At 68.5% G+C, this 24,908-nt stretch carries 19 protein-coding genes; all 19 read right to left on the bottom strand.

The features are described from left to right. Positions 1-16 precede the first annotated feature (16 nt). Entirely contained in the window at positions 17-1,966 is a 1,950-nt protein-coding gene (locus ACI7YT_RS09430) for a primosomal protein N' (RefSeq protein ID WP_406250439.1), read from the bottom strand. Beyond that, positions 1,966-3,162 carry a methionine adenosyltransferase gene (metK, locus tag ACI7YT_RS09425; protein ID WP_406250438.1) on the bottom strand — a complete coding sequence of 399 codons (1,197 nt, stop codon included), beginning with the start codon at positions 3,160-3,162 and terminating at the stop codon, positions 1,966-1,968. Before metK ends, ACI7YT_RS09430 begins: the two co-directional genes overlap by 1 nt. 16 nt (positions 3,163-3,178) lie before the next feature. Continuing rightward, the gene (gene rpoZ, locus ACI7YT_RS09420) at positions 3,179-3,436 is read right to left on the bottom strand and encodes a DNA-directed RNA polymerase subunit omega (RefSeq protein ID WP_120228631.1); all 258 of its coding nucleotides are present in this window, start codon (positions 3,434-3,436) and stop codon (positions 3,179-3,181) included. A 65-nt stretch (positions 3,437-3,501) separates the two neighbouring features. Next, entirely contained in the window at positions 3,502-4,410 is a 909-nt protein-coding gene (gene gmk, locus ACI7YT_RS09415) for a guanylate kinase (RefSeq protein ID WP_406250436.1), read from the bottom strand. Further along, on the bottom strand, positions 4,403-5,245 hold the full coding sequence (gene pyrF / locus ACI7YT_RS09410; RefSeq protein ID WP_406250549.1) for an orotidine-5'-phosphate decarboxylase: 843 nt from the start codon (positions 5,243-5,245) through the stop codon (positions 4,403-4,405). The genes gmk and pyrF overlap by 8 nt, the downstream gene beginning before the upstream one ends. Next, the gene (gene carB / locus ACI7YT_RS09405) at positions 5,245-8,532 is read right to left on the bottom strand and encodes a carbamoyl-phosphate synthase large subunit (RefSeq protein ID WP_406250434.1); all 3,288 of its coding nucleotides are present in this window, start codon (positions 8,530-8,532) and stop codon (positions 5,245-5,247) included. The genes pyrF and carB overlap by 1 nt, the downstream gene beginning before the upstream one ends. Further along, positions 8,532-9,674, bottom strand: a complete 1,143-nt coding sequence (carA, locus tag ACI7YT_RS09400) for a glutamine-hydrolyzing carbamoyl-phosphate synthase small subunit (protein ID WP_406250433.1) — start codon at positions 9,672-9,674, stop codon at positions 8,532-8,534. Before carA ends, carB begins: the two co-directional genes overlap by 1 nt. Continuing rightward, complete coding sequence (locus tag ACI7YT_RS09395; protein WP_406250431.1) at positions 9,671-10,177, bottom strand: hypothetical protein; 507 nt, start codon at positions 10,175-10,177, stop codon at positions 9,671-9,673. The genes carA and ACI7YT_RS09395 overlap by 4 nt, the downstream gene beginning before the upstream one ends. Continuing rightward, positions 10,174-11,478, bottom strand: a complete 1,305-nt coding sequence (locus tag ACI7YT_RS09390) for a dihydroorotase (protein WP_406250430.1) — start codon at positions 11,476-11,478, stop codon at positions 10,174-10,176. Before ACI7YT_RS09390 ends, ACI7YT_RS09395 begins: the two co-directional genes overlap by 4 nt. Beyond that, complete coding sequence (locus ACI7YT_RS09385; protein ID WP_406250429.1) at positions 11,475-12,440, bottom strand: aspartate carbamoyltransferase catalytic subunit; 966 nt, start codon at positions 12,438-12,440, stop codon at positions 11,475-11,477. The genes ACI7YT_RS09390 and ACI7YT_RS09385 overlap by 4 nt, the downstream gene beginning before the upstream one ends. Beyond that, positions 12,437-12,967 (bottom strand): bifunctional pyr operon transcriptional regulator/uracil phosphoribosyltransferase PyrR, encoded by a 531-nt coding sequence (gene pyrR / locus ACI7YT_RS09380; RefSeq protein WP_406250428.1) that lies wholly within the window; start codon positions 12,965-12,967, stop codon positions 12,437-12,439. Before pyrR ends, ACI7YT_RS09385 begins: the two co-directional genes overlap by 4 nt. 168 nt (positions 12,968-13,135) lie before the next feature. Further along, complete coding sequence (locus tag ACI7YT_RS09375) at positions 13,136-13,627, bottom strand: hypothetical protein (protein WP_406250427.1); 492 nt, start codon at positions 13,625-13,627, stop codon at positions 13,136-13,138. A 52-nt stretch (positions 13,628-13,679) separates the two neighbouring features. Next, positions 13,680-15,257 carry a Rieske 2Fe-2S domain-containing protein gene (locus tag ACI7YT_RS09370; protein WP_406250426.1) on the bottom strand — a complete coding sequence of 526 codons (1,578 nt, stop codon included), beginning with the start codon at positions 15,255-15,257 and terminating at the stop codon, positions 13,680-13,682. An 83-nt stretch (positions 15,258-15,340) separates the two neighbouring features. Next, a complete protein-coding gene (locus ACI7YT_RS09365) occupies positions 15,341-17,386 on the bottom strand; it encodes a molybdopterin oxidoreductase family protein (RefSeq protein ID WP_406250424.1) in 2,046 nt (681 codons plus the stop codon). Between the two features lie 38 nt (positions 17,387-17,424). After that, a complete protein-coding gene (locus tag ACI7YT_RS09360) occupies positions 17,425-19,026 on the bottom strand; it encodes an FAD-dependent oxidoreductase (protein ID WP_406250423.1) in 1,602 nt (533 codons plus the stop codon). A gap of 2 nt (positions 19,027-19,028) precedes the next feature. Beyond that, positions 19,029-20,423: an MFS transporter gene (locus tag ACI7YT_RS09355; RefSeq protein WP_406250422.1), complete on the bottom strand. Its 1,395-nt coding sequence runs from the start codon at positions 20,421-20,423 to the stop codon at positions 19,029-19,031. 169 nt (positions 20,424-20,592) lie between these two features. Further along, a complete protein-coding gene (locus ACI7YT_RS09350) occupies positions 20,593-23,847 on the bottom strand; it encodes an SNF2-related protein (RefSeq protein ID WP_406250421.1) in 3,255 nt (1,084 codons plus the stop codon). A 51-nt stretch (positions 23,848-23,898) separates the two neighbouring features. Next, positions 23,899-24,309 (bottom strand): transcription antitermination factor NusB, encoded by a 411-nt coding sequence (gene nusB, locus ACI7YT_RS09345; protein WP_406250420.1) that lies wholly within the window; start codon positions 24,307-24,309, stop codon positions 23,899-23,901. Between the two features lie 3 nt (positions 24,310-24,312). Beyond that, positions 24,313-24,873: an elongation factor P gene (efp, locus tag ACI7YT_RS09340; RefSeq protein ID WP_406250418.1), complete on the bottom strand. Its 561-nt coding sequence runs from the start codon at positions 24,871-24,873 to the stop codon at positions 24,313-24,315. Positions 24,874-24,908 lie beyond the last annotated feature (35 nt).

Here is a 24,908-nt window from a genome sequence, read left to right as displayed (position 1 = left end):
AGGTTCTCCGGTGGGATCAGATCTCAGGTTCGAGGATATCGAGCCGCAGTGAGAGCGACGCCCTCGCGGGGCGGCCCTTGCCGCGTCTGCGCTGCACGCCGTCGGCGATCACCTGGGCGCGCAGTGCCGTGGCGACGGCCGAACCGGCTGCGTACTCGAAGCGGACGAGCGCTCGCACGCGTCCGTCGTCGTCGGCGAGCGGGACGGGTCCGAGGACGGCCTCCGACGGCACCCCGAGGGCGCGGACGGCCTCGATCGCGGCGCGCACCGAGTCGGAGGTCCCTTCCAATTGCGCGACACGGACCGTCGGCGGCATGTGCAGGGGGGCGCGAGCCTCCAGCTCGCTGCGGGCGTATCCGGAGTGGTTCCACGTCGCCAACGACACCGCCACCGGACCCTGGATGCCGACCAGATGCACCGGCGCACCCGGCGCGGCCAGCGCCGCGGCGTTGGACCACCAGCGCAGGCAGGACTCGCCGATGCGCAGATCCGGTGCCTGCAGCATCCGCGCGCCGTCCAGCAGCACGACGGCCCGATATCCGCCGTCGGCGAGAGGCTCGGCACCGCGGGTCGCGACCACGAGGCTCGGCTTGTCGTCGACGCGTTCGATGGGGTGCGTTCCGTCCGCCACGATGACGCGGATGCCGGGGAACGCGCGGCCCAGTTCATCGGCGGTCCTCTCGCTCCCTGACGATGCGAGGCGCAGCTTGGTCGACGAGCACTCCGGGCACGTCCAGGTGCGTGCGGCGCGACCGCACCATCCGCAGACGGGGACGGCACCTCGGGTGCGCGCGCCGAGCGGACCGGCGCACTGCGGACAGCGGGCGGGCCTTCGGCAGTCGGCGCAGACCAGGGACGGCGAGAACCCGGGGCGCGCGACCTGGATCAGCACCGGCCCTTCCGCAGCGGCATCGCGAGCCGAGCGGAACGCACTCGACGGCATCCGTGCACTGCCCTGCTCGAGCTCCTGTGGCGTGCTCAGCTGCACGCGGGGCAGCACGCGTCTCGTTGCGCGCACGTCCTGCAGCCAGCCGAGCTGCACCAGGCGTTCGACATCGCTGGTGCGCGTATGTCCGGCGAACAGCAGGGCGCTGCCCTCCTGCTCCTGGCGCAGCAGTGCGGCATCGCGCGCGTGCACATACGGAGCCAGGGGCTCGGACAGCAGCGGGTCCCCGTCGTCCCAGACGATCACGAGACCTGCCCGCACAGGTGCGTAGACGGCCGAACGGTTGCCGATCACGACGCAGGGCGCATCCTCGAGGGTCCGCAGGAACGCGCGGTAGCGATCCGGATTGGTCTGGCGGGCATCGTGCCGGACGATGGAATCGGTCGGAAGGAGCCCTTCGAGCGCGCTGAGCGCGCGGTCGAGGTCGCGGTGGTCCGGCACGACAATGATCGTCGAGCGGCCTGCCGCCAGGGTGTGGGCGGCAGCGGCGGCCAGGAGTCCGGTCCAGCCGGGTACTCCGTCATCGAGAACCGGAATCGCCTCGACGGCGGCGCGGCCCGAGCCGTCGAGAACGTCCCGCAGGCCCGCATACCGGTCGATCGCTTCGCCGGCCCTCTCGAGCGCCTCGGGCGAGGGTACTGCGATCTCGGCATCCGCGGCCCAGGCCTTCTCGACCCGCACCTGACGCTTCGGGATGACCAGTCGCAGGATGTCGGATGCCGACCCCGCTGCACGATCGGCCGTTCGACGGGCGAGCCGATACAGGGCGTCGGTCAGCACGGGGACCGGCGAGACGATCGTGTCGATCTCGGAGAGCGGACGGTCGGCGTCGCTCTCCGCGTCGACCTCCACGATGTAGCCGTCGACGACGCGACCGGCGGTGCGCAGCGGCACTTTGACGCGGACACCGGGTTCGACCTCACCCCGTTCGTCCGGCAGGGCGTAGTCGAACAGCCGATCCAACTGGGGAAGCGGCGAGTCCAGGAGCACGCGCGCGATGCGCCGGCTCTCCGCGGCCATCAGAGTCCGGCGGCGCGGCGCAGCTCTTCAGCGCGGTCTGTCCGCTCCCAGGTGAAGTTCGGGAGCTCGCGACCGAAGTGGCCGTATGCGGCGGTCTGGGCGTAGATCGGCCGCAGCAGATCGAGCTCCTCGATGATGGCCTGCGGCCTCAGATCGAAGACATCGGTGATCGCCTGCGTGATCGCCTCGTCGGCGATCCTGCCCGTGCCGAAGGTCTCGACGTACAGCCCGACCGGACGTGCGACTCCGATCGCGTACGCCACCTGCACCTCGATGCGGTCTGCGAGACCCGCGGCGACGGCGTTCTTCGCCACCCAGCGCATCGCATAGGCGCCGGAGCGATCGACCTTCGAAGGGTCCTTGCCGCTGAACGCGCCACCGCCGTGACGTGCGGCACCGCCGTAGGTGTCGATGATGATCTTGCGGCCGGTGAGACCGGCATCCCCCTTGGGTCCGCCCGTGACGAACGGGCCGGCGGGGTTGATGTAGTAGGTGAGATCCGACGGGATGTCGAGGCCCGTCGAGGCGAGCACCGGGTCGATGACGTGCTCGCGCACCTGCGCCTGCAGCTCCTCCTGGGAGATGTCGGGGTGGTGCTGAGTCGAGACGACGACGGCATCGACCGTCTTCGGCGTGTAGCCGTCGTAGCCGAGTGTGACCTGCGTCTTGCCGTCAGGGCGCAGGTACGGCAGCAGACCCGAGCGGCGCACCTCGGTGAGGCGCTCGGCGATCCGGTGAGCCGTCCACCCCGCCATCGGCATGAGCTGCGGTGTCTCGTTGGTCGCGAAACCGAACATGATGCCCTGATCACCGGCGCCGAGGGCATCGCGCGCCTCGGTCGAACTGCCGTCGCGGTGCTCCTGCGCCTGGTCGACGCCATGGGCGATGTCGCCGGACTGCTCCCCCACGGAGACGCTCACACCGCAGGACGAACCGTCGAAGCCGGTCTCACTGGAGGTGTAGCCGATGCCGTTGACCACATCCCGCACGATCGTGGGGATGTCGACGTAGGCTTCGGTGCGGATCTCGCCGGCGACGTGCACGAGGCCCGTCGTGACGAGCGTCTCCACCGCGACGCGAGAGTCTGGATCCTTCGCGATCAGGCCGTCGAGGATGCTGTCGGAGATCTGATCGCAGATCTTGTCGGGGTGGCCCTCGGTGACGGATTCGGACGTGAACAGGCGCAGTGCGGTCATGAAGGCTGTCGCGCTCTTACTCGGCGTGACGGATGCGCAGCTTGTCCTCGTTGATCTCGTGGAGCGCGATCGTGAGCGGCTTGTCCTCGACCGACGAGTCCACGAGCGGACCCACGTTGTCGAAGAGGTTGCCCTCGTGCAGATCGGAGTAGTAGTCGTTGATCTGGCGTGCGCGCTTGGACGCGTAGATGACCAGCTCGTACTTCGACTCGACCCGGTCGAGCAGGTTGTCGATGGGCGGGTCGATGATTCCGTTGGTGTGGTGTCCGGCCATGGTGGGACCTCCAGATCAGGCGACGGGATCGTCGCGAAGTCGAATCGGCGGGCGTGCGAGGATGCTCAGCGCGCAGTCGCCTCGGACAATTCTACGACCTCGCGGGCCGCCGAGGAGACATCCTCGTTCACAATCAGGTAATCGAACTCGCTTTGAGCCGCCAATTCCACCTTCGCGGTGCGCAGGCGACGGGCGCGCTCCTCCTCGTTCTCGGTGCCTCGGCCGACAAGTCGGTGCACGAGTTCGTCCCAGGACGGCGGGAGCAGGAAGATCAGCGTCGCGGACGGCTCGGCCGCTCGCACCTGCCGCGCGCCCTGCAGATCGATCTCGAGCAGGACCGTCTTCCCTGCCTCCAGAGCGGCGTCGATCGGTGCACGAGGCGTGCCGTAGCGGCTCTTGTTGTGCACGACGGCGTACTCGAGGAGTTCGCCGTCCGCGATGAGCCGATCGAACTCGGCGTCGTCGACGAAGTAGTAGTGCACGCCGTCGACCTCGCCGGGGCGCGGTGCGCGCGTCGTGGCCGAGACCGACAGGTGGATCTCGGGGTGCGCCTCGCGGATGTGCGCGGCGACCGTGCCCTTGCCGACCGCCGTGGGGCCGGCGAGGACCAGCAGTCGACTGCGCCCGGCCCGCGGGCTGTGCGGAGGGAAGCGCTCGTCGAGCCAGGCCGTGAGAGCTTCGCGCTGCCGGATACCGAGGCCGCCGAGCCGCTTGACCGGCGAGATGTGCAGCTCTTCCAGGATGCGATCCTTCTTGCCGACTCCGATCGCCGGCAGCGCCATCAGGAAGTCGGTGACGCGGAACGAACCGGCGACGGACTCGGGATCGGCGACGGCCTTCGCGAGCACGGTCTGGGGAGCAGCGACCCGGGTCGTCAGGTCGCGCTTGAGCGCTGCCCTGGCCCGACGTCGTTCGACGGCACGACGGGCGGCCGCGACGCGGTCCACGTCGGGGACGGCACGCTTCTCAGCCACCGAGCACCTCCCGATACCTCTCGGCAGCACGCCCGATCGCGTCGGTGAGAGCGTCAGGGCCCGCGGAGAGGATGCTGCGGCTCTCGCTCGCCAGCACCAGAGCGGCCTGAGCGCCGTAGCGGATGCGCAGATCGCCAGGACCTGCGCCCTGTGCGCCGAATCCGGGTCCGAGGATGGGCGCCGACGGGGTGAACGCGTCCAGCCCGGCCTCGGTCCAGTCGACGGTGGAGCCGATGACGAAGCCATTGCTCCCCCACTCACCCGCCGGCGTGATGGCGGCGTTGCGGGACGACACCTCCGCGATGACCGCAGCGGAGACCGTTCGTCCTTCGGCATCCGCTGCGCGCTGGATCGGCGCGGCATCCGGATTGCTCGTGGCGACGAGCACGAATGTGCCCTTGCCATGGCGGGCGGCCAGCTCGAACGTGGTGTCCAGTGCGCCGACGCCCAGGTAGGGGTTGACGGTCAGCGCGTCGGCCTCCAGCGGCGAGCCTGGGGTGAACCACGCTGCGGCGTAGGCGTCCATCGTCGTGCCGATGTCGCCGCGCTTGGCGTCGGCGATCACGAGCAGCCCTGCCGCGCGCGCCGCAGCGAGGACGTCCTCGAGGGCGGCGAAGCCCGCGGACCCGAAGCGTTCGAAGAACGACACCTGCGGCTTCACGACGCCGACACGACCAGTGGCCGCCTCCACGACGCGCAGACCGAACTCGCGCACGCCGTCGGCGCTCTGCCCGAGCCCCCAGGCGTCCAGCAGCGCCGCGTGCGGGTCGATGCCGACGCACAGCGGGCCGTACTGCGCCAGGGCTGCCCTGGTCCGCTCTCCGAAGCTCGTGATCACAGGGCGTTCTTCCGATCGATCGCGTATTCCTGAAGGCTTCGCACCTGGAAGCCCTCGTCGGCGGCATCCATTCCGCTCACGGCGGCACCCAGCACGGCCATGGTCGTGAACAGCGCCTTGTCGGCGGCGACGGCCGCCGCACGGATCTCGTAGCCGTCGGCGCGCGCCGCACCTCCGGACGGCGTGTTCACGACGATGTCGATCTCGCCGTCGTTGATGAGGTCGACGATGTTGCGCTCACCGCTGTCCTGGGTGTCGCTGTACTTCGCCACCACGGTCACCGGGATGCCGTTGCGCGACAGGATCTCCGCCGTGCCCTCGGTCGCCACCAGGGTGAAGCCGAGCTGGCGCAGCCGGTGCGCCGGGAGGATGACGGCGCGCTTGTCGGCGTCGGCGACCGAGATGAACACGGTGCCGGACGTCGGCAGCCCGCCATAGGCCGCGGCCTGGCTCTTCGCGAACGCGGTCGGGAAGTCCTTGTCGATGCCCATGACCTCACCGGTCGAGCGCATCTCCGGGCCGAGCACGGAGTCGACCGTCTTGCCGTCGCGAGTGCGGAACCGCTTGAAGGGCAGGACAGCCTCCTTGACGGCCACCGGAGCATCCAGCGGCACCTGCGAACCGTCCTGGACCGGCAGCATCCCCTCGCTCTTCAGCTCGGCGATGGTCGCCCCGACCATGATCCGGCTGGCAGCCTTCGCCAGCGGGATCCCGAGCGCCTTCGAGACGAAGGGCACGGTGCGGCTGGCCCGAGGGTTGGCCTCGATGACGTAGAGCACACCGGCGCTGATCGCGAACTGCACGTTGAGGAGCCCTCGGACTCCGACGCCCTCGGCGATCGCGAGCGTCGCCTTGCGCACGCGGTCGATGTCGCTGCGTCCGAGGGAGACCGGCGGCAGGGTGCAGCTGGAGTCGCCGGAGTGGATGCCTGCTTCTTCGAGGTGCTCCATGACACCGCCGATGTAGAGCTCGTGCCCGTCGTACAGGGCGTCGACGTCCAGCTCGATCGCGTCGTCGAGGAACCGGTCGACCAGCAGCGGCTTGCCCTGCTCGATGATGACCTCGCCGGCGGTGCGCACGAAGTAGTCGCGCAGACTCGCGGTGTCGTAGACGATCTCCATGCCGCGTCCGCCGAGCACGAAGCTCGGACGCACCAGCACCGGGTAGCCGATCTCCTCGGCGATGACCACGGCTTCGTCGGCGTCGATGGCGGTGCCGTGACGAGGCGCGATGAGCTCGGCCGCGTTCAGCAGCTGCGAGAACAGCTCGCGCTCCTCGGCGATGTCGATGGCCGCCGGGCTCGTGCCCAGCACGTTGTACCCGGCCGCCTCGATGCCCTTGGCCAGGCCGAGGGGCGTCTGCCCGCCCAGCTGGCACACCACGCCGAGGACGGTCCCGCTGGCGGCCTCGGCATCCAGCACCTCGAGGACGTCCTCGAGAGTGAGCGGCTCGAAGTAGAGCCGGTCGCTCGTGTCGTAGTCCGTCGAGACGGTCTCGGGGTTGCAGTTGACCATGACGGTCTCGTACCCGGCATCCGACAGAGCGAACGAGGCGTGCACGCAGGAGTAGTCGAACTCGACGCCCTGGCCGATCCTGTTCGGGCCGGAGCCGATGATGACGACCTTGGTCCGCTCGGACGGCGCGACCTCGGTCTCGAGGTCGTAGCTCGAGTAGTGGTACGGCGTCAGGGCAGGGAACTCGCCGGCGCAGGTGTCGACCGTCTTGTAGACCGGGCGGATGCCGAGGCCGTGACGCACGCCCCGGAGCTCGGCCTCGGTCACGCCGCGGAGCTCGGCGAGCTGCGCATCCGAGAAACCGTGGTCCTTCGCGTAGCGGAGCGTGTCCGCGTCCAACTCGACAGCGGTGCGCACGGTCTCGGCGACCTCGTTGATCAGGACGATCTGGTCGAGGAACCACGGGTCGATCGCAGTCGCGTCGAAGGCCTGCTCGATCGTCGCGCCCTTGCGCAGCGCCTGCTGCAGGGTGACGATGCGGCCGTCCGTCGGCGTCTTCGAGATCTCCAGGAGTTCGTCGACGCTGCGCTCTTCGAGACCCCAGTGGAAGCTGGAGCCGCGCTTCTCGAGCGACCGAAGCGCCTTCTGCAGTGCGCTGGCGTAGTTGCGCCCGATGGCCATCGCCTCGCCCACCGACTTCATGGTGGTCGTCAGCGTCGGGTCGGCAGCGGGGAACTTCTCGAACGCGAAACGCGGAACCTTCACCACGACGTAGTCGAGCGTCGGCTCGAAGCTCGCAGGTGTGACGCCGGTGATGTCGTTAGGGATCTCGTCGAGACGGTATCCCAGCGCGAGCTTGGCGGCGAGCTTGGCGATCGGGAACCCGGTCGCCTTGGAGGCCAGCGCACTCGAGCGGGAGACACGGGGGTTCATCTCGATGACGATGATGCGCCCGTCCTCGGGGTTCACCGCGAACTGGATGTTGCAGCCGCCGGTGTCGACGCCGACCGCACGGATGATGTCGATGCCGATGTCGCGCAGCTTCTGGTACTCGCGGTCGGTGAGCGTCAGCGCCGGCGCGACCGTGATCGAATCGCCGGTGTGCACGCCCACAGGGTCGACGTTCTCGATCGAGCAGACGACGACCGTGTTGTCGGCCGTGTCGCGCATGAGCTCGAGCTCGTACTCCTTCCAGCCGAGGATCGACTCCTCGAGCAGCACCTCGTTGGTCGGCGAGTCGTGCAGACCGGCACCGCCGATGCGGCGGAGGTCGGTCTCGTCGTAGGCGAAGCCGGAACCGAGCCCGCCCATCGTGAAGCTCGGGCGGACCACAAGGGGGTAGCCGAGCTTCTCGGCCCCAGCGATGAGCTCGTCCATCGTGTGGCAGATGACGGATGCCGCGACATCCGCTCCTGCGTCCAGGACCAGCTGCTTGAAGATCTGGCGATCCTCGCCCTTCTTGATGGCCTCGACCTTGGCGCCGATGAGTTCGACGTCGTACTTGGCGAGGATGCCGCGTTCGTCCAGCGCCATGGCGGCGTTCAGCGCGGTCTGGCCTCCCAGGGTCGGCAGGATCGCGTCAGGACGCTCCTTGGCGATGATCGTCTCGATCACCTCCGGGGTGATCGGCTCGATGTAGGTCGCGTCGGCGAAGTCGGGATCGGTCATGATCGTCGCCGGATTGGAGTTGACGAGGATGACGCGGATGCCCTCTTCGCGCAGGACGCGGCAGGCCTGGGTGCCGGAGTAGTCGAACTCGCATGCCTGACCGATGACGATCGGGCCGGAGCCGATGACGAGTACGGAGCGGATGTCGTCGCGCTTGGGCATTACTTGGCGTCCTTGTTCTCGCGGACGAGCTCCGCGAACCGATCGAAGAGGTAGTTGGCATCGTGCGGGCCGGCGGCGGCCTCGGGGTGGTACTGCACGGAGAATGCCGGGATGTCGAGGGCGCGCAGCCCCTCGACGACGTTGTCGTTGAGGCCCACGTGGCTGACCTCGACGCGACCGTAGCCCGCTGGGCTGTCGAAGACCCCCTCGAGGGGTGCGTCGACGGCGAAGCCGTGGTTGTGCGCGGTGATCTCGACGCGGCCCGTGGCCTTGTCGCGCACCGGCTGGTTGATGCCTCGGTGCCCGAAGGGCAGCTTGTACGTGCCGAGGCCGAGGGCACGGCCCAACAGCTGGTTGCCGAAGCAGATGCCGAAGAACGGCAGCTTGTCGTCCAGCACCGATCGCAGCAGGTCGACGTGTCCGTCGGAGGCCGCGGGGTCGCCGGGTCCGTTCGAGTAGAACACCGCGACGGGCTCGATCGCGCGGATCTCTTCGATCGTGGTCGTCTGCGGGAGCACGTGCACCTCGAAACCGCGAGCGGCGAGGTTGTCGACCGTGGCCTGCTTGACGCCGAGGTCGAGCACGGCGAGGTTGCCGAGTTTCTCCCCCACGGCCGCCGTCACCGCGGCAGCCTCCACCGACACTTCGGCCGACAGGTTGCGGCCGGCCATCTGCGGGGCCTCCTGCACGATGCGCAGTTGCTCCTCGGCATCCAGTTCTGCGGCGTCCCCGGAGAAGATGCCGCCGCGCATGGATCCGGCGGAGCGGATGTGGCGGGTGATCGCGCGGGTGTCGATGCCGCTGATGCCGACGATGCCGTCGCGCTCGAGCGTGTCGTCGAGCGAGGTGTCCGCGCGCCAGTTCGAGACGACGCGCGAAGGGTCGCGCACGATGTAGCCGGCGACCCAGATCCGGCGGGACTCGGGGTCCTCGTCGTTCATGCCTGTATTGCCGATGTGCGGCGCGGTCTGCAGCACGATCTGCCCGGCGTAGGACGGGTCGGTCAGGGTCTCCTGGTAGCCGGACATGCCCGTGGCGAAGACGACCTCGCCGAGAGTCGTTCCGCGCGCGCCGTATGCGCGGCCGCGGTGGCGTGACCCGTCCTCGAGGACGAGCACGGCCGGTTCGGGAAGATGAGTCATGATGTGGCTCCCGTCTTGGGGGCCGCGATGAGCGGCCGCAGTTCGGAGATGAGATGTGCCGGGTCACCGGTGGTGACGCGGAGGTACGAGTCGACAGGGTGGGCGTCGGCGACGTCCCAGACGATCTTGACGAGGCCGTCCGGTTCGACGACCCTGTCGATCGTCACGGTCGCGCGGTCGACTGCCTGCAGACGGTCCCTGCTGAGGAACACGGTCGGCGCGCCATCCAGGCACAGCGCGACGCCGCGGTCCGTCACGGCGATCTCGCCGCGTGCGCGGTAGGTCAGGGGTGAGATCGCCAGGCGCTCGAGCGGCTCGTCGTGCTTCGTCGTGGAGACGTACAGCACTTCGTGCCGCGCACGCACTTCGGCGTGCTCGGGCACTCCGAGCGGCGCCGTGAGGCCGGAGTCGCGACGCAGGCGCCGACGCCAGGCGAAGAACATCGCCAGCAGGATGCCGAGTGCGATGAGCCCGGTGAGGAGGAACAGGAGATCGCGGGTCACTTCGTCTTCAGCTCCTCGACGAGCACGCCGTCGGCGACGGTCGTCGTGCCGCGGTGGATCGTCCACTGCACGCGGCCGGGGAGGTCTCGGCCGAGGTATGGCGAGTTCACACTGCGCCCGTGCAGATCGGCCTCGGTGAAGACACCGGGCACCGAGGGGTCGTAGAGCGTGACGTTCGCCGGAGCACCGGCCTCGAGCGCACCGAAGCCGTCCAGGCGTCCGATGCGCGCGGGGTTCGCGCTCATCACGCGTGCGACATCGGCCCATTCCAGCAGCCCCGTTGCGACCATCGACTGGTGCACCACGCGCAGGGCGCTTTCGAGACCCACCATGCCGTTGGCAGCGGCCTGCCACTCGCAGGCCTTGTTCTCGCTCGGGTGCGGCGCATGGTCGGTGGCGACGATGTCGATCGTGCCGTCGGCAAGGCCTTCGCGCACCGCGAGGACGTCCTCTTCACGGCGCAGCGGCGGATTGACCTTGTAGCGGGCGTCATAGCCGCGGACCAGCTCATCCGTCAGGAGCAGGTGATGCGGCGTGACCTCGGCGGTCACGGCGATGCCGCGCTTCTTCGCCCAGCGGATGATGTCGACGGAGCCTGCCGTCGAAAGATGGCAGACGTGCAGGCGCGAACCGACGTGCTCGGCGAGCAGCACGTCGCGGGCGATGATCGACTCCTCGGCGACGGCGGGCCAGCCGGCGAGGCCGAGTTCGGCCGAGACGGTGCCCTCGTTCATCTGAGCGCCCTCGGTGAGCCGCGGGTCCTGCGCGTGCTGCGCGATCACGCCGTCGAAGCTCTTCACGTATTCGAGAGCACGACGCATGATGAGCGAGTCCCAGACGCAGAAGCCGTCGTCGCTGAAGACGCGGACCTTGGCCCGAGACGTCGCCATCGCCCCGAGTTCGGCGAGACGCTCGCCCTTCTGTCCCACGGTCACCGCGCCGATCGGCTGCACCGTGGCGTAGCCGGCGGCCTCGCCCAGGGCGAGCTCCTGCTCGACGACGCCGGCTGAATCGGCGACGGGCGAGGTGTTGGGCATCGCGAAGACCGCGGTGAAGCCCCCAGCGGCTGCGGCGCGCGTGCCGGAGAGCACTGTCTCGGATGCCTCATAACCCGGCTCGCGCAAGTGGGTGTGCAGGTCGACGAGGCCAGGAAGGGCGACGAGCCCAGCCGCATCGATCGTGCGGGCGCCCGCGCGGCTGAGACCCGAACCGATCTCGGCGATGACGCCGTTCTCGATCACGATGTCGGCGCTGTCGCGCCCGAGCAACTGGACGCCTGCGATGACGAGGGTCTGGCTCATTTCACTTCCCCTCGTTCGTCTTCGCGCTCCCCTGCCAGCAGCAGATAGAGCACGGCCATTCGTACGGAGACGCCGTTCGTGACCTGCTCCAGCACCGTGGAGCGGGCGGAGTCGGCGGCATCGGACGAGATCTCCAGGCCCCGATTCATGGGGCCAGGATGCATCACAATGCTACCGTCCGGCAGTCCTGCTGCGCGCACGGCGTCGAGCCCCCAGCGACGGGAATACTCCCGCTCACTGGGGAAATACGCGGCGTTCATCCGCTCCAGCTGGATGCGCAGCATCATCACCGCATCCGGGCCGTCGGCCAGGGCCTCGTCGAGGTCGTAACGGACGCGCACCGGCCACAGCGACACGTTCTGCGGGATCAGCGTCGGCGGGGTCACCAGCGTGACCTCTGCGCCGAGCGTCGTCAGCAGCCAGACGTTCGATCGGGCCACGCGCGAGTGCAGCACGTCGCCGACGATCACGACGCGGATGCCGGACAGATCCCTGCCACGGCTGTCGGCGCCGAAGCGGCGCTTGCGGATCGTGAACGCGTCCAGAAGCGCCTGGGTCGGATGCTCGTGCGTCCCGTCGCCGGCGTTGACGACGCCGGCGGTGATCCAACCGCTCGTGGCGAGTGTCCGAGGCGCGCCCGAGGCGCCGTGGCGGATGACGACGGCATCCGCTCCCATCGCCTGCAGCGTCTGGGCGGTGTCCTTCAGGCTCTCGCCCTTGGAGACGCTGGAGCCCTTTGCGGCGAAGTTGATGACGTCGGCGGAGAGGCGCTTGGCTGCGGCCTCGAACGAGATCCGCGTCCGGGTCGAGTCCTCGAAGAAGAGGTTCACGACGGTCTTGCCGCGCAGCGTCGGGAGCTTCTTCACCTCGCGGGACTGCGTGTCGGACATGTCCTCGGCGACGTCGAGGATCCGCAGTGCGGTCGTCCGGTCGAGGGTCTGGGTGTCGAGCAGGTGCCTCATGCTTCGATCGTCACCTCTTCGGCGCCGTCGTACTCGAACAGGCGCACGTTCACGCGCTCCTGGCGCGACGACGGGATGTTCTTGCCGACGAAGTCCGGCCTGATCGGCAGTTCGCGGTGGCCGCGGTCGACGAGGATCGCGAGTCGGACCACCGAGGGGCGTCCGATCGACTGGATCGCGTCCAGCGCCGCGCGGATGCTGCGTCCGGAGAAGAGGACGTCGTCCACGAGGACCACGGTCCTGCCGTCGATGCCGCCGGCAGGGATCTCGGTCGGCCGAGGCGAGCGGGTCGGATGCTTGGCGAGATCGTCCCGGAACAGGGTGACGTCGAGCGCGCCGACCGGAACAGGCTGCTGGGCGATGTCGCTGATGAGTGCGCCCAGCCGTTCGGCGAGGGCGACGCCGCGAGTGGGAATCCCCAGGAGGACCAGATTTGTCGCTCCGCGGTTGGATTCCAGGATCTCGTGGGCTATGCGGGTCAGAGCCCGCGAGATGTCGGCTTGCTGCAGCACGGTGCGCGTGCTCATCCGCCGCTCCCTTCTCCGCCTCACAGGACGGTGTTAAAGGTTGCTCAGTGCGTCCAGTCTAGCGGAGGTGGTCACGCGCCGACGACGGTGACGCCTGCCCCGCTGTCATCACGTGTCTCTGAACACGGACGGTACAGCCGAATTCGGGTGACGTGCCGACGCGGGCCCTCACCGATCGGTCGGACCGTGCACGACGCCCCAGACGGCACGGGTTTCATCGATCATCGCGGGGACCGTGGAACCGGGGAACGCGCGCGCGGCCGCGACGCAGCGGCGGTCGCTGCACTCGTGCAGCACGACACGTCCTGCGTCGACCGGCAGAGCGAGTTCGAGGCGGAAGCTCTCCATGTCGTGCGAGGTGTCCGTCACCGCGACGACCGGAAGATCGGCCAGGCGGCCGGTCCCTCGCAGTCGGGCCGTCGTCCGCTCCGCCGCGCTGGCCTGGAACCACATGCTCGCACCGACCAGGACGACGAATGCGCACGCGAGGAGCATGAGCACGACCGCCCACCACTGGGGTGCCATCAGAAAGCTCAGGCCGATGCCCACTGCTCCGACGAGAGCGATCAGGACACCCGCGACGCGCTGACCCACGGCGCCGCGATGCCCCATGAGTTCAACCTGGGTCCAGTCGGCGTGCACGTGCGGGGCGTCGGACATGGCACCACTCTAGAGAGCGCCCCGCCCACGACGCCACGACGGCGTCGGGAACTCACGCCCCCAGGCGCAGCGCCTCATCGGTGACGTCGTCGATCTTCGTGGCGCGGATCTCGTGGCCGGCCGTCGACAGGCACTTGCCGGTCTTCAGGTCCCACTTCCAGTCGTGCATGCTGCACGTCAGGACGCCGTCCTCGTCGATCTTGCCCGTGCGGGTGAGGTCGGCGCGCAGGTGCGGGCAGCGACGCTGCACGACCCAGTCGCCGATCTCGGCATCCTCGGTCTGGTCGGTCTGCTCCTGGTACCAGTTCTCGACGTATTCGATCCGGTCCACGGAGAGGCACTTCAGGAAGGTCGTGAGGAATTCGTTGAACTTGCCGCTGCGGCCGACCGAGAACTGCATCGACAGGAAGATCGAGTTCGACCAGTCGATCTCGTGATCGCGGATGTTCGTGGAGACGAGGTCGGCGGGGATCGTGTACCAGTAGATGCACTCCTCCCCCGCGTACTCGCGGACCTTCGCCTTCGGGAAGTCCACGACCATGTCCAGCTCGCCGATGCGGAACCGGACGCACCCGCCCACCCCGAGGCGGATCGTGCGCGACTTCTTCAGCAGCGGCTCCCACCACTCCTTGATCGCCTGGAGCATGTCGGCCGGCGGGATGACTTCGGCTCGCGCGGCCTCCTCATCGCGGATCTCCTGCTGGCGCGACGCGCGCTGGGACTCGAGGTAGTCCCACTTCTCGTCGAAGATGTGGGCGATCTCGGCATCCGAGTACAGGGTCTGCTCGCTGGAGACCTCGCCGCCGGCCACCGTGACGACCGTGCCGGGGATGAACAGCTGACCGTCGTACTGCGGCGCCTTCTCGGCGAGATGCTCGAGGAACTGCTTCTGGTCCGTGAAGATCGATTCGCCGTTGCGGCCGAGGCCGTTGAAATCGAACAGATCGTCACGCAGGAACATCGGCGGGCCGGCCATCGGGAACACGTGCGGCGCGTCGACCTTCTCGATGTAGTACATCGCGCGCTTGTTCTGCGCATCGCGCTTGAGCTGAGCGAAGTTCTGCTTGGCATCCAGCGGCAGGTCGTAGACCATGGGCCACCAGATGGCACCGGACACCTGCGTGAAGTAGGCGTTCGGCTTGCCGAAGCCGAGCAGTTTCTCGAGATCCAGAGGGTGCGAGTCGTTCTGGTTGAGCACGGACCCTGTGCCGTCGTCGACACTCAGCGACGAGTCGCCGATCGGACCGTCGCTGGGGGCCCTGAGCGGCGTGATCATGATCTTCAGATCGCCCCGCTGGATGATCTCACCCGCCGGCGCGTACGTGATGTTCGTGTACCCGAGCGCGCGGATGTCCTGCTCGAGTTCGTCGGTCGGATACTCCGGCAGCAGCACTTCGATGTCTTTGCGGATGTAGCGCTCGAGCAGCCGCGGGTCGAAGTGATCGCGGTGCCGGTGGGAGATGTAGAGGAAGTCGGCTTCGCGGCCGAACATCTCCCAGTCGAGCCCGCGGTTGTCGGGGAACGGGAACCAGGAGCCGAAGAACGAGGGACCGAGAACAGGGTCGCAGATGATGTTCCCGCCGACCGTCTCGATGAACATCCCGGCGTGGCCGAGTCCCGTGATTCGCATACTGTTTCCTCCCGAACTGGACCGACCGAGTCTACCCGCCGGGCGCTGGAAGGCACCCGAAGCAGAGCCGGGCATAACGCTCGTCAGGAAGCAGGCAGGACGCGCACGACCGACCGTTTGAACTCCGGCATGGCCGAGATCGGATCCGTCGCGGCGATCGTCAAGAGGTTCGCCGAGTGCTCGTCCGGGTAATGGAAGGGCAGGAACACCGTGTCCGGTCGGATGCCGTTGTCGGTGACGACCTCCGCGGTGACGGATCCTCGAGCGTTCACGAGCACGATGCTGTCTCCGTCGTGCATCCCCCGGTCTGCCGCGGTCGAAGGGTGCAGGGTCGCCTCCAGCGCCGGTCGGGCCGCGACCAGCTCGGTCACTCGCCGGGTCTGCGCGCCGGACTGGTAGTGCTCCAGCAGGCGGCCCGTGATGAGCGTCAGCTCATCACCGACGGCGGGCGCCTCCGGCTTGGCCCGCACAGATACGGCGACGATCCGCGCGAGCCCGTCCGGATGCCGGTATCCGTCGAGCAGGGGCCGTGGCGTCCCGTGGGAACCCGCGGGATAAGGCCAGAACGCGTCGATCTCGGCATCGAGCACGTCATGGCTCAGCCCGGAGTAGTCGGCGATGCCGCCAGCCGACGCCCGCGCGAGCTCGTCGAACACGATCGCCGGATCGAGGTCGTACGTTCCGGGCGCCTCCAGGCGTCGAGCGAGCTCGGCGAGGATCCACAGCTCGCTGCGGGCTCCGTCCGGTGCGGCCAGGGCCTGACGACGGCGGATGACCCGCCCTTCCAGGTTCGTCATCGTGCCCTCCTCCTCCGCCCACTGCGTCACGGGAAGCACGATGTCCGCCATGGCCGCCGTCTCGGAGAGGAAGAAATCGCACACGACCAGGAGGTCCAGCTGCGTCATGCGGGCACGGACGGCCCCGGCATCGGGGGCCGAGATCACCGGGTTCGAGCCGTGCACGAGCAGGGCACGGATGCCGTCGTCCTCGCCGATCGACTCCAGCAGCTGCACGGCGGGAAGACCTGCACCGGGGATGTCCTCCGGCGACACACCCCAGACTGCCGCGACGTGCGCCCTGGCATCCGGATCGGTGATCTTGCGGTAGCCGGGGAGCTGGTCGCACTTCTGACCGTGTTCCCGGCCGCCCTGGCCGTTGCCCTGACCCGTGAGCGTGCCGTATCCGCTGCCCGGCCGGGTCGGAAGGCCGAGGATCAGGGCCAGGTTGATCGCCGCGGTGGCCGTATCCGTGCCGTTCGAATGCTGCTCCACGCCGCGTCCTGTGAGGATGAAGGTGTTACCTCCCGCGGCAAGGCGCCGCGCGACGCGGCGCAGGAGGTCCACCGGAACGCCTGTGATCTGCTGCACGCGCGCAGGCCACCACCCGGAGACGCTGCGCCGCAGCGCGTCGAATCCGATGGTCCAGCGCTCGACCGAGGCCTCGTCATACAGCCGGTCCGCGATCACGATGTGGGTCAGACCGAGCAGCAGTTCGAGATCCGTGCCCGGCGCCGGCGCCAAGTGGATTCCCTGACCCTCATCGGTCAGCCGTACCGTGGAGCTGCGCCGCGGGTCGACGATGATCAGGCCGCCGGCCTCGCGAACACCGGCCAGGTGCGACAGGAACGGCGGCATGGTGTCTGCGACGTTCGAGCCGAGCATCAGCACGGTGTGCGCGTCGTCGAGATCGGTCAGCGGAAAAGGCAGCCCCCGGTCGATCCCGAAAGCCCGGTTCGCGGCCGCTGCTGCCGATGACATGCAGAACCGGCCGTTGTAGTCGATACGGGAGGTGCCGAGCGCGATCCTTGCAAACTTGCCCAGCTGATAGGCCTTCTCGTTCGTGAGTCCGCCTCCTCCGAAGACGCCGATCGCGTCCCGCCCCGACTCGGCCTGCAGGCGACGAATCGTCGAGACGAGGAGATCGAGGGCCTCCTCCCAGGTCGCCTCGACGAGCATCCCGTCCGCGCCCCGCACGAGCGGCTGCGTGAGCCGGTCTGGTGCGTCGAGCAGGGTCGACGAGGTCCACCCCTTCTTGCAGAGCCCACCGCGGTTCGTCGGGAAGTCGCGCCCTGCCACGGTCATGGACGGGTCGGATGCCGCGGCATCCGACGCCCGAGGGGTGAGCGTCATGGCGCACTGGAGCGCACAGTAAGGACAATGAGTGCTCGTCATGCGCGTGCGGCCTCCGCGAGGGCGAATCGTTCGATCAGTTCGGTCAGGCGCGGCTTGCATCCGCCGCAGCCGGTACCAGCCCTGGTGTCGCGACCGAGACAGGCCACGGTGTCGTTGCCCTCGGCGATCGAGTCGGTGATGCGCTGAACGTCGACGCCGTTGCACGAGCAGACGGTGGATGTCGGGGCGAAGGGGTCGGAACCGGCGCCGACATCGTCCGCACCGTCCAGGCGCAGCAGCAGCGAACGATCGGAGGGCAGTTCGCCCTGCCGGTCGTACAGCAGAGTCAGCTCGGCGGCCGTGCGCGGCATCCCGACACAGGCGAACGCGTCCAGCACGCCGTCGACGGTGACCATCTTCACGTACCGGCCGTGCTGCGCGTCGGCCCACTGCGCCACGTGCCGGTGCGGATCGCCGGCGTGCGGCGTGTCCCAGATGTCTATGTCGAGGTCGCCGACCGCGACCACGTCGATGCCTTCGTCCTTCAGCATCACGACGGCGTCCTTCTCCCCCGGCGCCGGCTCCGCATGCTCGCGGCCCGTCGCCTCGGCGACCAGGTGTTCGGCCAGCCAGGACGCCTGGCGCCACCCCGGCCCGATCAGGCCGGACGGTGCACCGGGCAGGCGCGAGAGCGCCGCGTTCTCGGGCGTACGCGCGAGGACATGCGCGCAGTCGCCGATCGCGTACACGTCGTCGTCGCTCCATGAACGCAGCCGTTCGTCGACGATGACGCCGGCGGCCGTGCGCATGCCTGCGAGAGTGGCCAGCTCCGTACGAGCCCCGACACCGCACGAGAGCACGAGCAGATCTCCGCGGACGTAGTTTCCGTCTGCGGTGACCACGGCATCGAACGCGCGCACGCCGTCGGCGGCATCGTGGAATGCGATCGCCTCGGCCCGGCTGTGCGCGTACATCGTGATGCCGCGGGCTTTCAGAGCCCTGGCCAGCACCGTTCCTGCGCCGCGATCGAGGTTGCGGGGCATCGGCGTCGGCCCGTGGTGCAGCACGCCGACCTCAGCGCCCGCATCGGCAGCCAGCAGCGCGAACTCGAGGCCGAGCACACCGGCACCGAGCACGATGATGCGCGCTTTCGCCTCGACGGCCCGCCGGACGCGCTCGGCATCGGCGAGGTCGCGCAACACTGTGACACCGACGGGGAGTTGCGCGTCCGACCCGATGACGGCGGTCCCTGCGCGCCCCAGAGAAGCCTCGTCGTAGCGGGGACGTTCCAGCCCGGCGAGAGTCGGCACGTTCGCCCTCGCGCCGGTCGCCAGCACCAACCGGTCGTAGTCGACCCGCTCTCCGCTGTCGAGCTCGACCAGCTTGGCAGCGCGGTCGATGCCGACAACGCGTGCTCCGAGCACGACCCTCGCGCCGGCGGCCGTGCTGTCCGCCGGGTCGTGCAGGACGATCCCGTCGTGATCGGTCCTCGCTGCGGCGAGTTCGGCGATCAGCACGCGGTTGTAGGGAGCGTGCTGCTCTGCGCCGATGACCGTCAGCTGGATCGTGCCGTCCTCGACGGCCGGGAGGAGGTCTTCGCAGAGCCGGGCCCCGACCGGACCGAACCCGACGACGACGACGCGCAGGGGCGTCGGCACTGTCAGATCCGCCGTCCGTCGAGTGCGGCACGCGGGATGCCGTAGACGAGCAGCGTGATGACGAGCATCACGATGTACACGATGCCGAAGCCGATGAACGCGCCCTCGTACGTGCCGGTGGAGAGCTGGGATGCATTGAGCACCTGCGGAACCATGAATCCGCCGTAGGCGCCGATGCCGGAGATGAGGCCGAGCGCGGCGGCGGCGCGGCGCTGGACCGCCGCGGCATCGCCTTCCTTGCGGGCGACCGCGCGTGCGCTGAAGACGATCGGGATCATCCGATACGTCGACCCGTTTCCCACGCCCGTCGCGGCGAAGAGAACCAGGAAGCAGAGCAGGAACGCCCAGAACTGTCCGAGCGCCAGGACACCGAGGATGCCGAAGGCACCGATCGCCATCACGGCGAACGCGGCGATCGTGATCCGCGCACCGCCGAAACGGTCGGCAAGACGTCCGCCGAGCGGACGGAAGAGGGATCCGACCAGAGCGCCGAGGAAGGCGAGAGAGACCGCGGCTGCGCCGATGTGCAGGGCGGAGAACTCCGGGAACTGGTCGGCGATGAGTTTCGGGAAGACGCTGGCGAAGCCGATGAAAGAGCCGAACGTGCCGATGTAGAGCAGCGACAGCAGCCACATGTGTCCTTCGCGCAGCGCCGCGGCCGATCCGGCGAAGTCGGCCTTCGCGGACGACAGATTGTCCATGTACCGCCATGCACCCCAGGCGGCGACGAGGATGAGCGGCACCCACATCCAGCCGGCGAGCGGCAGCCCGAGCCCGATTCCCGCGGCGAGCGACACGACGATGGGGACGAGGAACTGGGCGACCGACGTGCCGAGGTTGCCGCCCGCAGCGTTCAGGCCGAGCGCCCAGCCCTTCTCGCGCTGCGGGAAGAAGTAGGTGATGTTCGACATGGAGCTGGCGAAGTTGCCGCCGCCGAATCCGGCGAGGGCCGCGATGCAGAGCATCATCCAGAACGGTGTCTCCGGGTTGCCGACCGCGACACCCAGCAGGATCGCGGGGATCAGCAGCAGCAGCGCCGACACGATGGTCCAGTTGCGGCCGCCGAACCGCGGCACCATGAACGTGTACGGGAAGCGGAGGGTGGCGCCGACGAGGCTCGGCAGCGAGATCAACCAGAAGATCTCGGAAGTGGTGAAGGTGAAGCCGGCGGCCGGCAGCATCACGACGACGATGCTCCACAGCTGCCAGACGATGAAGCCGAGGAACTCGGCGTAGATCGACCATCCGAGGTTCCGGCGAGCGATCGGACGGCCCTCGGACTCCCAGAACGCGGTGTTCTCGGGATCGAACCCGTCGATCCAGCGGCCTGGTCGACGTGTGAGGACGACGGCATCAGCGGTGTCGGTGTGCGAGGATGCGACGGCAGGTGTGACCATGACTGCTCTCCCTGTGGCTACTGCTCCGGACGGTATGCCACTGAAGATACGAGGACGGTGTTTCGACGGACGGCGTCGTGGATTACCGCACGATCACTTCTGCGTCACGCGCACGCACCCCTGCGGTGAGGGCGGCGTCACACGCCGGAAACAAACGCCCGTGCAGCTGTCAGTCCTCGAACAGTCCGCGGATGTCGTCGGCGGTCAGCGTCTGAGCGAACAGCTGCTCGTCATCCATCACCGCGGTGAACAGTCGTGCCTTCCGCTGCTGGAGCGCGAGCACCTTCTCCTCGACGGTCCCGGTGGCGATCATCCGGTAGACGAACACCTGCTCGGTCTGGCCGATCCGATGCGTGCGGTCGACGGCCTGCGCCTCGGCAGCCGGGTTCCACCACGGATCCAGCAGGAACACGTAGTCAGCCTCTGTGAGAGTCAGCCCGAATCCGCCGGCCTTCAGGCTGATGAGGAACACCGGCTGCTCTCCGGTGCGGAACCCGTCGATCACGGCCCTGCGATTGCGCGTCGAGCCGTCCAGATACGCGTACGGGACGCCCGCTTCCTCGAGCCGTTCCGCCGCCAGTGAGAGGAACGATGTGAACTGGCTGAAGACCAGCGCGCGGTGCCCCTCGGCCTGCAGCTCCTGCACGCGCTCGAGCAGCACATCGAGCTTGGCGGAGCCGATCCGGGCGTCCTCGCCGTCGATGAGTGCCGGCGCCAGGCTGAGCATGCGCAGCATCGTGAGTGAGCGGAACACGATGAACCGATTCCGGTCGAGGTCCTGGAGCAGCCCGAGCACCTTCTGCCGTTCGCGCTGGAGCACGGTGTCGTACAGTGCGCGGTGAGCCGGGACCAGGTCGACGTGCAGCAGCTGCTCCTGCTTGGGCGGAAGGTCGGCTGCCACGAGGTCCTTCGTGCGACGGAGCATGAGCGGGCGAATGCGGCGACGCAGGCGCTCCAGCCGCCGCTGGCGGTACGGCGCGCCTTCCTCGTTCTCCGGCACCTTGCCCTGCTCGATCGGCTGGATGTACTCCTGACGGAACTTCCGGGCCGAGGGGAACAGACCTGGTGCGGCGAGCCGCAGCAGAGCCCAGAGCTCTCGGAGGCTGTTCTCCATCGGGGTGCCGGTGACGACGAAGGTCACATCCGCCCGCAGCGCCGCGATCGCACGATGCTGCAGCGTCGCCGGATTCTTCACGAACTGCGCTTCGTCCAGGATCAGGGCCGCCCACTCGACAGCCTGGAACTCGTCCTGGTCGAGCCGCGCGACGGTGTAGGACGTCACGACGAGATCGGCGTCGGCCGCGACATCCGCGACGCGCCGGCCGTTCTTGGCACTCGTGCCATCGATGATGCGCACGTCGAGCCCCGGAGCGAAGTGCGCGGCCTCATCCTGCCAGGTGGCGAGCACCGAGGTCGGGGCGACGACGAGCAGCGGTCTGCGCTCCCCCGACTCGCGGATGTGCAGGACCAGGGTGAGCAGCTGAATGGTCTTGCCCAGCCCCATGTCATCGGCCAGGATCCCACCGAGCCGGTGACGCCAGAGGAAGGCGAGCCAGTCGAAGCCCGCCTTCTGATACGGGCGCAGCTGCGCGTGAAGCCCCGACGGCTCGACGGTGGGCGGCACGCGATCCGCGTCGCGCAGGCCCTGCACCGTCTCCCGCCAGCTCACAGCGGGTTGGGCTTCGTCGGCGAGGTCTTCGAACTCCTCCCAGAGCGCGACCTGGTGGCGGCTGATCTTCGGCCCCGCCTCCCACTCCGCGAGCTCGGCCGCTTCGTCCAACAGGTCCCGCAGCCGCTGCAGTGCGGGGTGCGCGAGCGAGAAGTAGCTTCCGTCGACGAGCAGCAGCTTGTTGCGGCGCATGGCGAGGGCCGTGAACAGCGGTTCGAACGGAATGGTCCGGCCGTCGATCTTCACCAGGATGCCGAGGTCGAACCAGTCCGTCGACGTGGTCTCGACGGTGGACACCGTGATCAGGGGGTCACCGGTGAGCTCGCGATAGGCCTGCGGTGTGCCGCGGGTCTCGACGACGACGCCGATGGCCTCCCACAGCCCGACGAGCCTCGAGACGAACTCCGCGGCGTCCATGTCGTGCAGCGTGCCATGCGCCGAGAACGGCACCGAGAGGACCTGGCCCCAGGCATCGTGCACCCGGCGAAGGATGTCGGCCTCACGGGCCGGATCGCGCACGGCATCGGCACTCGGATCGGCGCCGAAACGGCCGAAGCCGGGGTAATCCCACTGCAGCGTGTGTTCGACGACGTGCCCGGCACGGTAGACGACGGTGACGATGGCCCGTGGTTCGGCCGGCTCGGGAAGCTCGACGCCCTGAGCAGTGCGCACCTCCGTCTGTCGGACGAGCTGGGGGTATGCCTCGGAGAGGAACGCGTCGCGTTCGTCGTCGGGGATCTCGATCTCGGATGGTCCGGTCAGAAGAGCGTGCATCATCGGCTCGAGGTCGACCGGCGCCAGAGTCACTTCGATGCGCGTGCCGACGACGTCCCATGCGTACACCCCAGAGCGTCCGAGCGGCCGCACTCTGCTCGCCGTGTGAGGCGCCGCATCGATCGACACCTCGGGTGCCAGCAGCAGCCCGTGATCCGCCGCGCTGATCACGGCGCTCACCTCGGCGTGCTCGGCGAAGCGGACGTCGGTGTGCTTCTGCGTCGGCACGATCGCGATGCCGAGCGCGCGTGCGGCACTGAGGTGGCTCCACAGCAGGCGCGACGCGACGAGATCGAGCAGGATCCATTCCCCGGCCGTGCCGGAGAGCAGCGATTCGCGTGCAATGCTCAGCAGGTCTCCGAACCAGCGCACCTGATCAGGAGCGAACCTGCCGGATGAACGGCGGATCGAGTCCCAGCCCGCATCCCCTTGGATCCAGTTGCCGGTCGAGGCGCTGCGCACGAGCGGACGGACCGCGAGGAGCACTTCGACGCCGGGCTTCACCAGGTCACGCGGCTGCGCCGCCGTCACCGGACGCGGCGCCCACTGATGCGCACCCTGCGCGGCACGTCTGCGCACCTCGACGCCGAGGGCGAGCGGGGTCGGATCCGCCGTCCGCTCGGCAGCCGCCAGCAGCGAACGCCACGCCGGAGCCTGCGTCCGTGCCGCCGAGGCGGGCGCCGACGGCGGTCGCCCCTGTTTGGCGTTGCTCGCCAGGAGCACCGCGACCACGTGCTTGCACTTCGACCGCACCGGGCATGCGCAGCGGCTCTGGGCGATGGAACCGTCATCCGCGAACTCGATCGCGCAGCTGTACGGCCTTCCGCCCGAACCGGAGACCTGCCCGTTGATGCGCCGGCGCTCCGAATTCCAGATCGCGTACAGCACGCGGTCGTCGCGCGCATAGCCGAATCCCCGCTCGAAACTGCCGCGATCCGTGTGCACGAGGATGTCCTCCTCGGGGACGTACGGCGCGCTCATATCCGCCATCCTCTCCCCGGCATCAGACATCGTCCGGACTGTGCGGAGGCGTCAGCTGGAACGCGCCACCCTGGCGAGCACGCCGTGCACGAAGGCTCCGGAGTCATCCGTGGAGAACTCTTTGGCCAGCTCAACGGCCTCGTCGATCGCGACGGCCGTCGGAACCTGATCGTTGTAGAGGATCTCCCATACCGCGATGCGCAGCAGAGCGCGGTCAACGGCCGGCATCCGCTCGAGCTTCCAATCGCGGCTGTGGGTCGTGATCTGCTCGTCGATCTCGTCCTGGTGGTCGACGATCCCGTCCGCGATCTCGCGTGCGTACAGCCAGCTGGCCTCGCGGGCCGGCTCGCTCGCCGCCCGCTTGGCCTCTGCTGCGAGCGTGATGCCGATCGCGTCACCGCGGACATCGGAGGAGAACAGGATGTCGAGTGCGCGCTTGCGCGCCTTCGTGCGTGCGCCCACGCCTTACTTCTCGCGGCCCAGGTACTCACCCGTACGGGTGTCGACCTTGATCTTGGTGCCGGTCTCGACGAACAGCGGGACCTGCATCTCGTAACCGGTCTCGACCGTGGCCGGCTTCGTGCCCGCCGACGAACGGTCACCCTGCAGCCCTGGCTCGGTGTAGGTCACTTCGAGGGTGACGGACGCCGGGAGGTCGATGTAGAGCGGGTTGCCGTTGTTGGTCGCGATCGTGACCTGCTGGTTCTCCAGCAGGAAGTTCTTCGCGTCGCCGACCGTAGCGGCACCGACGGTGATCTGGTCGTAGTCCGCGACGTCCATGAACACGAAGCCGTCGCCATCGGTGTACAGGTACGTGAAGTCGCGACGGTCGACGTTCTCGATCTCGATCTTCGTGCCGGCGTTGTACGTCTTGTCGACGACCTTGCCCGTCATGACGTTCTTCAGCTTGGTGCGCACGAACGCGCCGCCCTTGCCCGGCTTGACGTGCTGGAATTCGACCACGCTCCAGAGCTGGCCATCGATGTTGATGACGACGCCGTTCTTGATGTCTGCGGTGGATGCCATGAGGAGCGGGTTCCGTTTCGTGTCGAGGTATGCGG

Origin of the sequence: Microbacterium sp. M (assembly GCF_045181065.1) — a bacterium.
Lineage (GTDB): Bacteria > Actinomycetota > Actinomycetes > Actinomycetales > Microbacteriaceae > Microbacterium.
The sequence above is the reverse complement of the archived record's forward strand: the minus strand, read 5'-3'. Positions and strand labels throughout refer to the sequence as shown.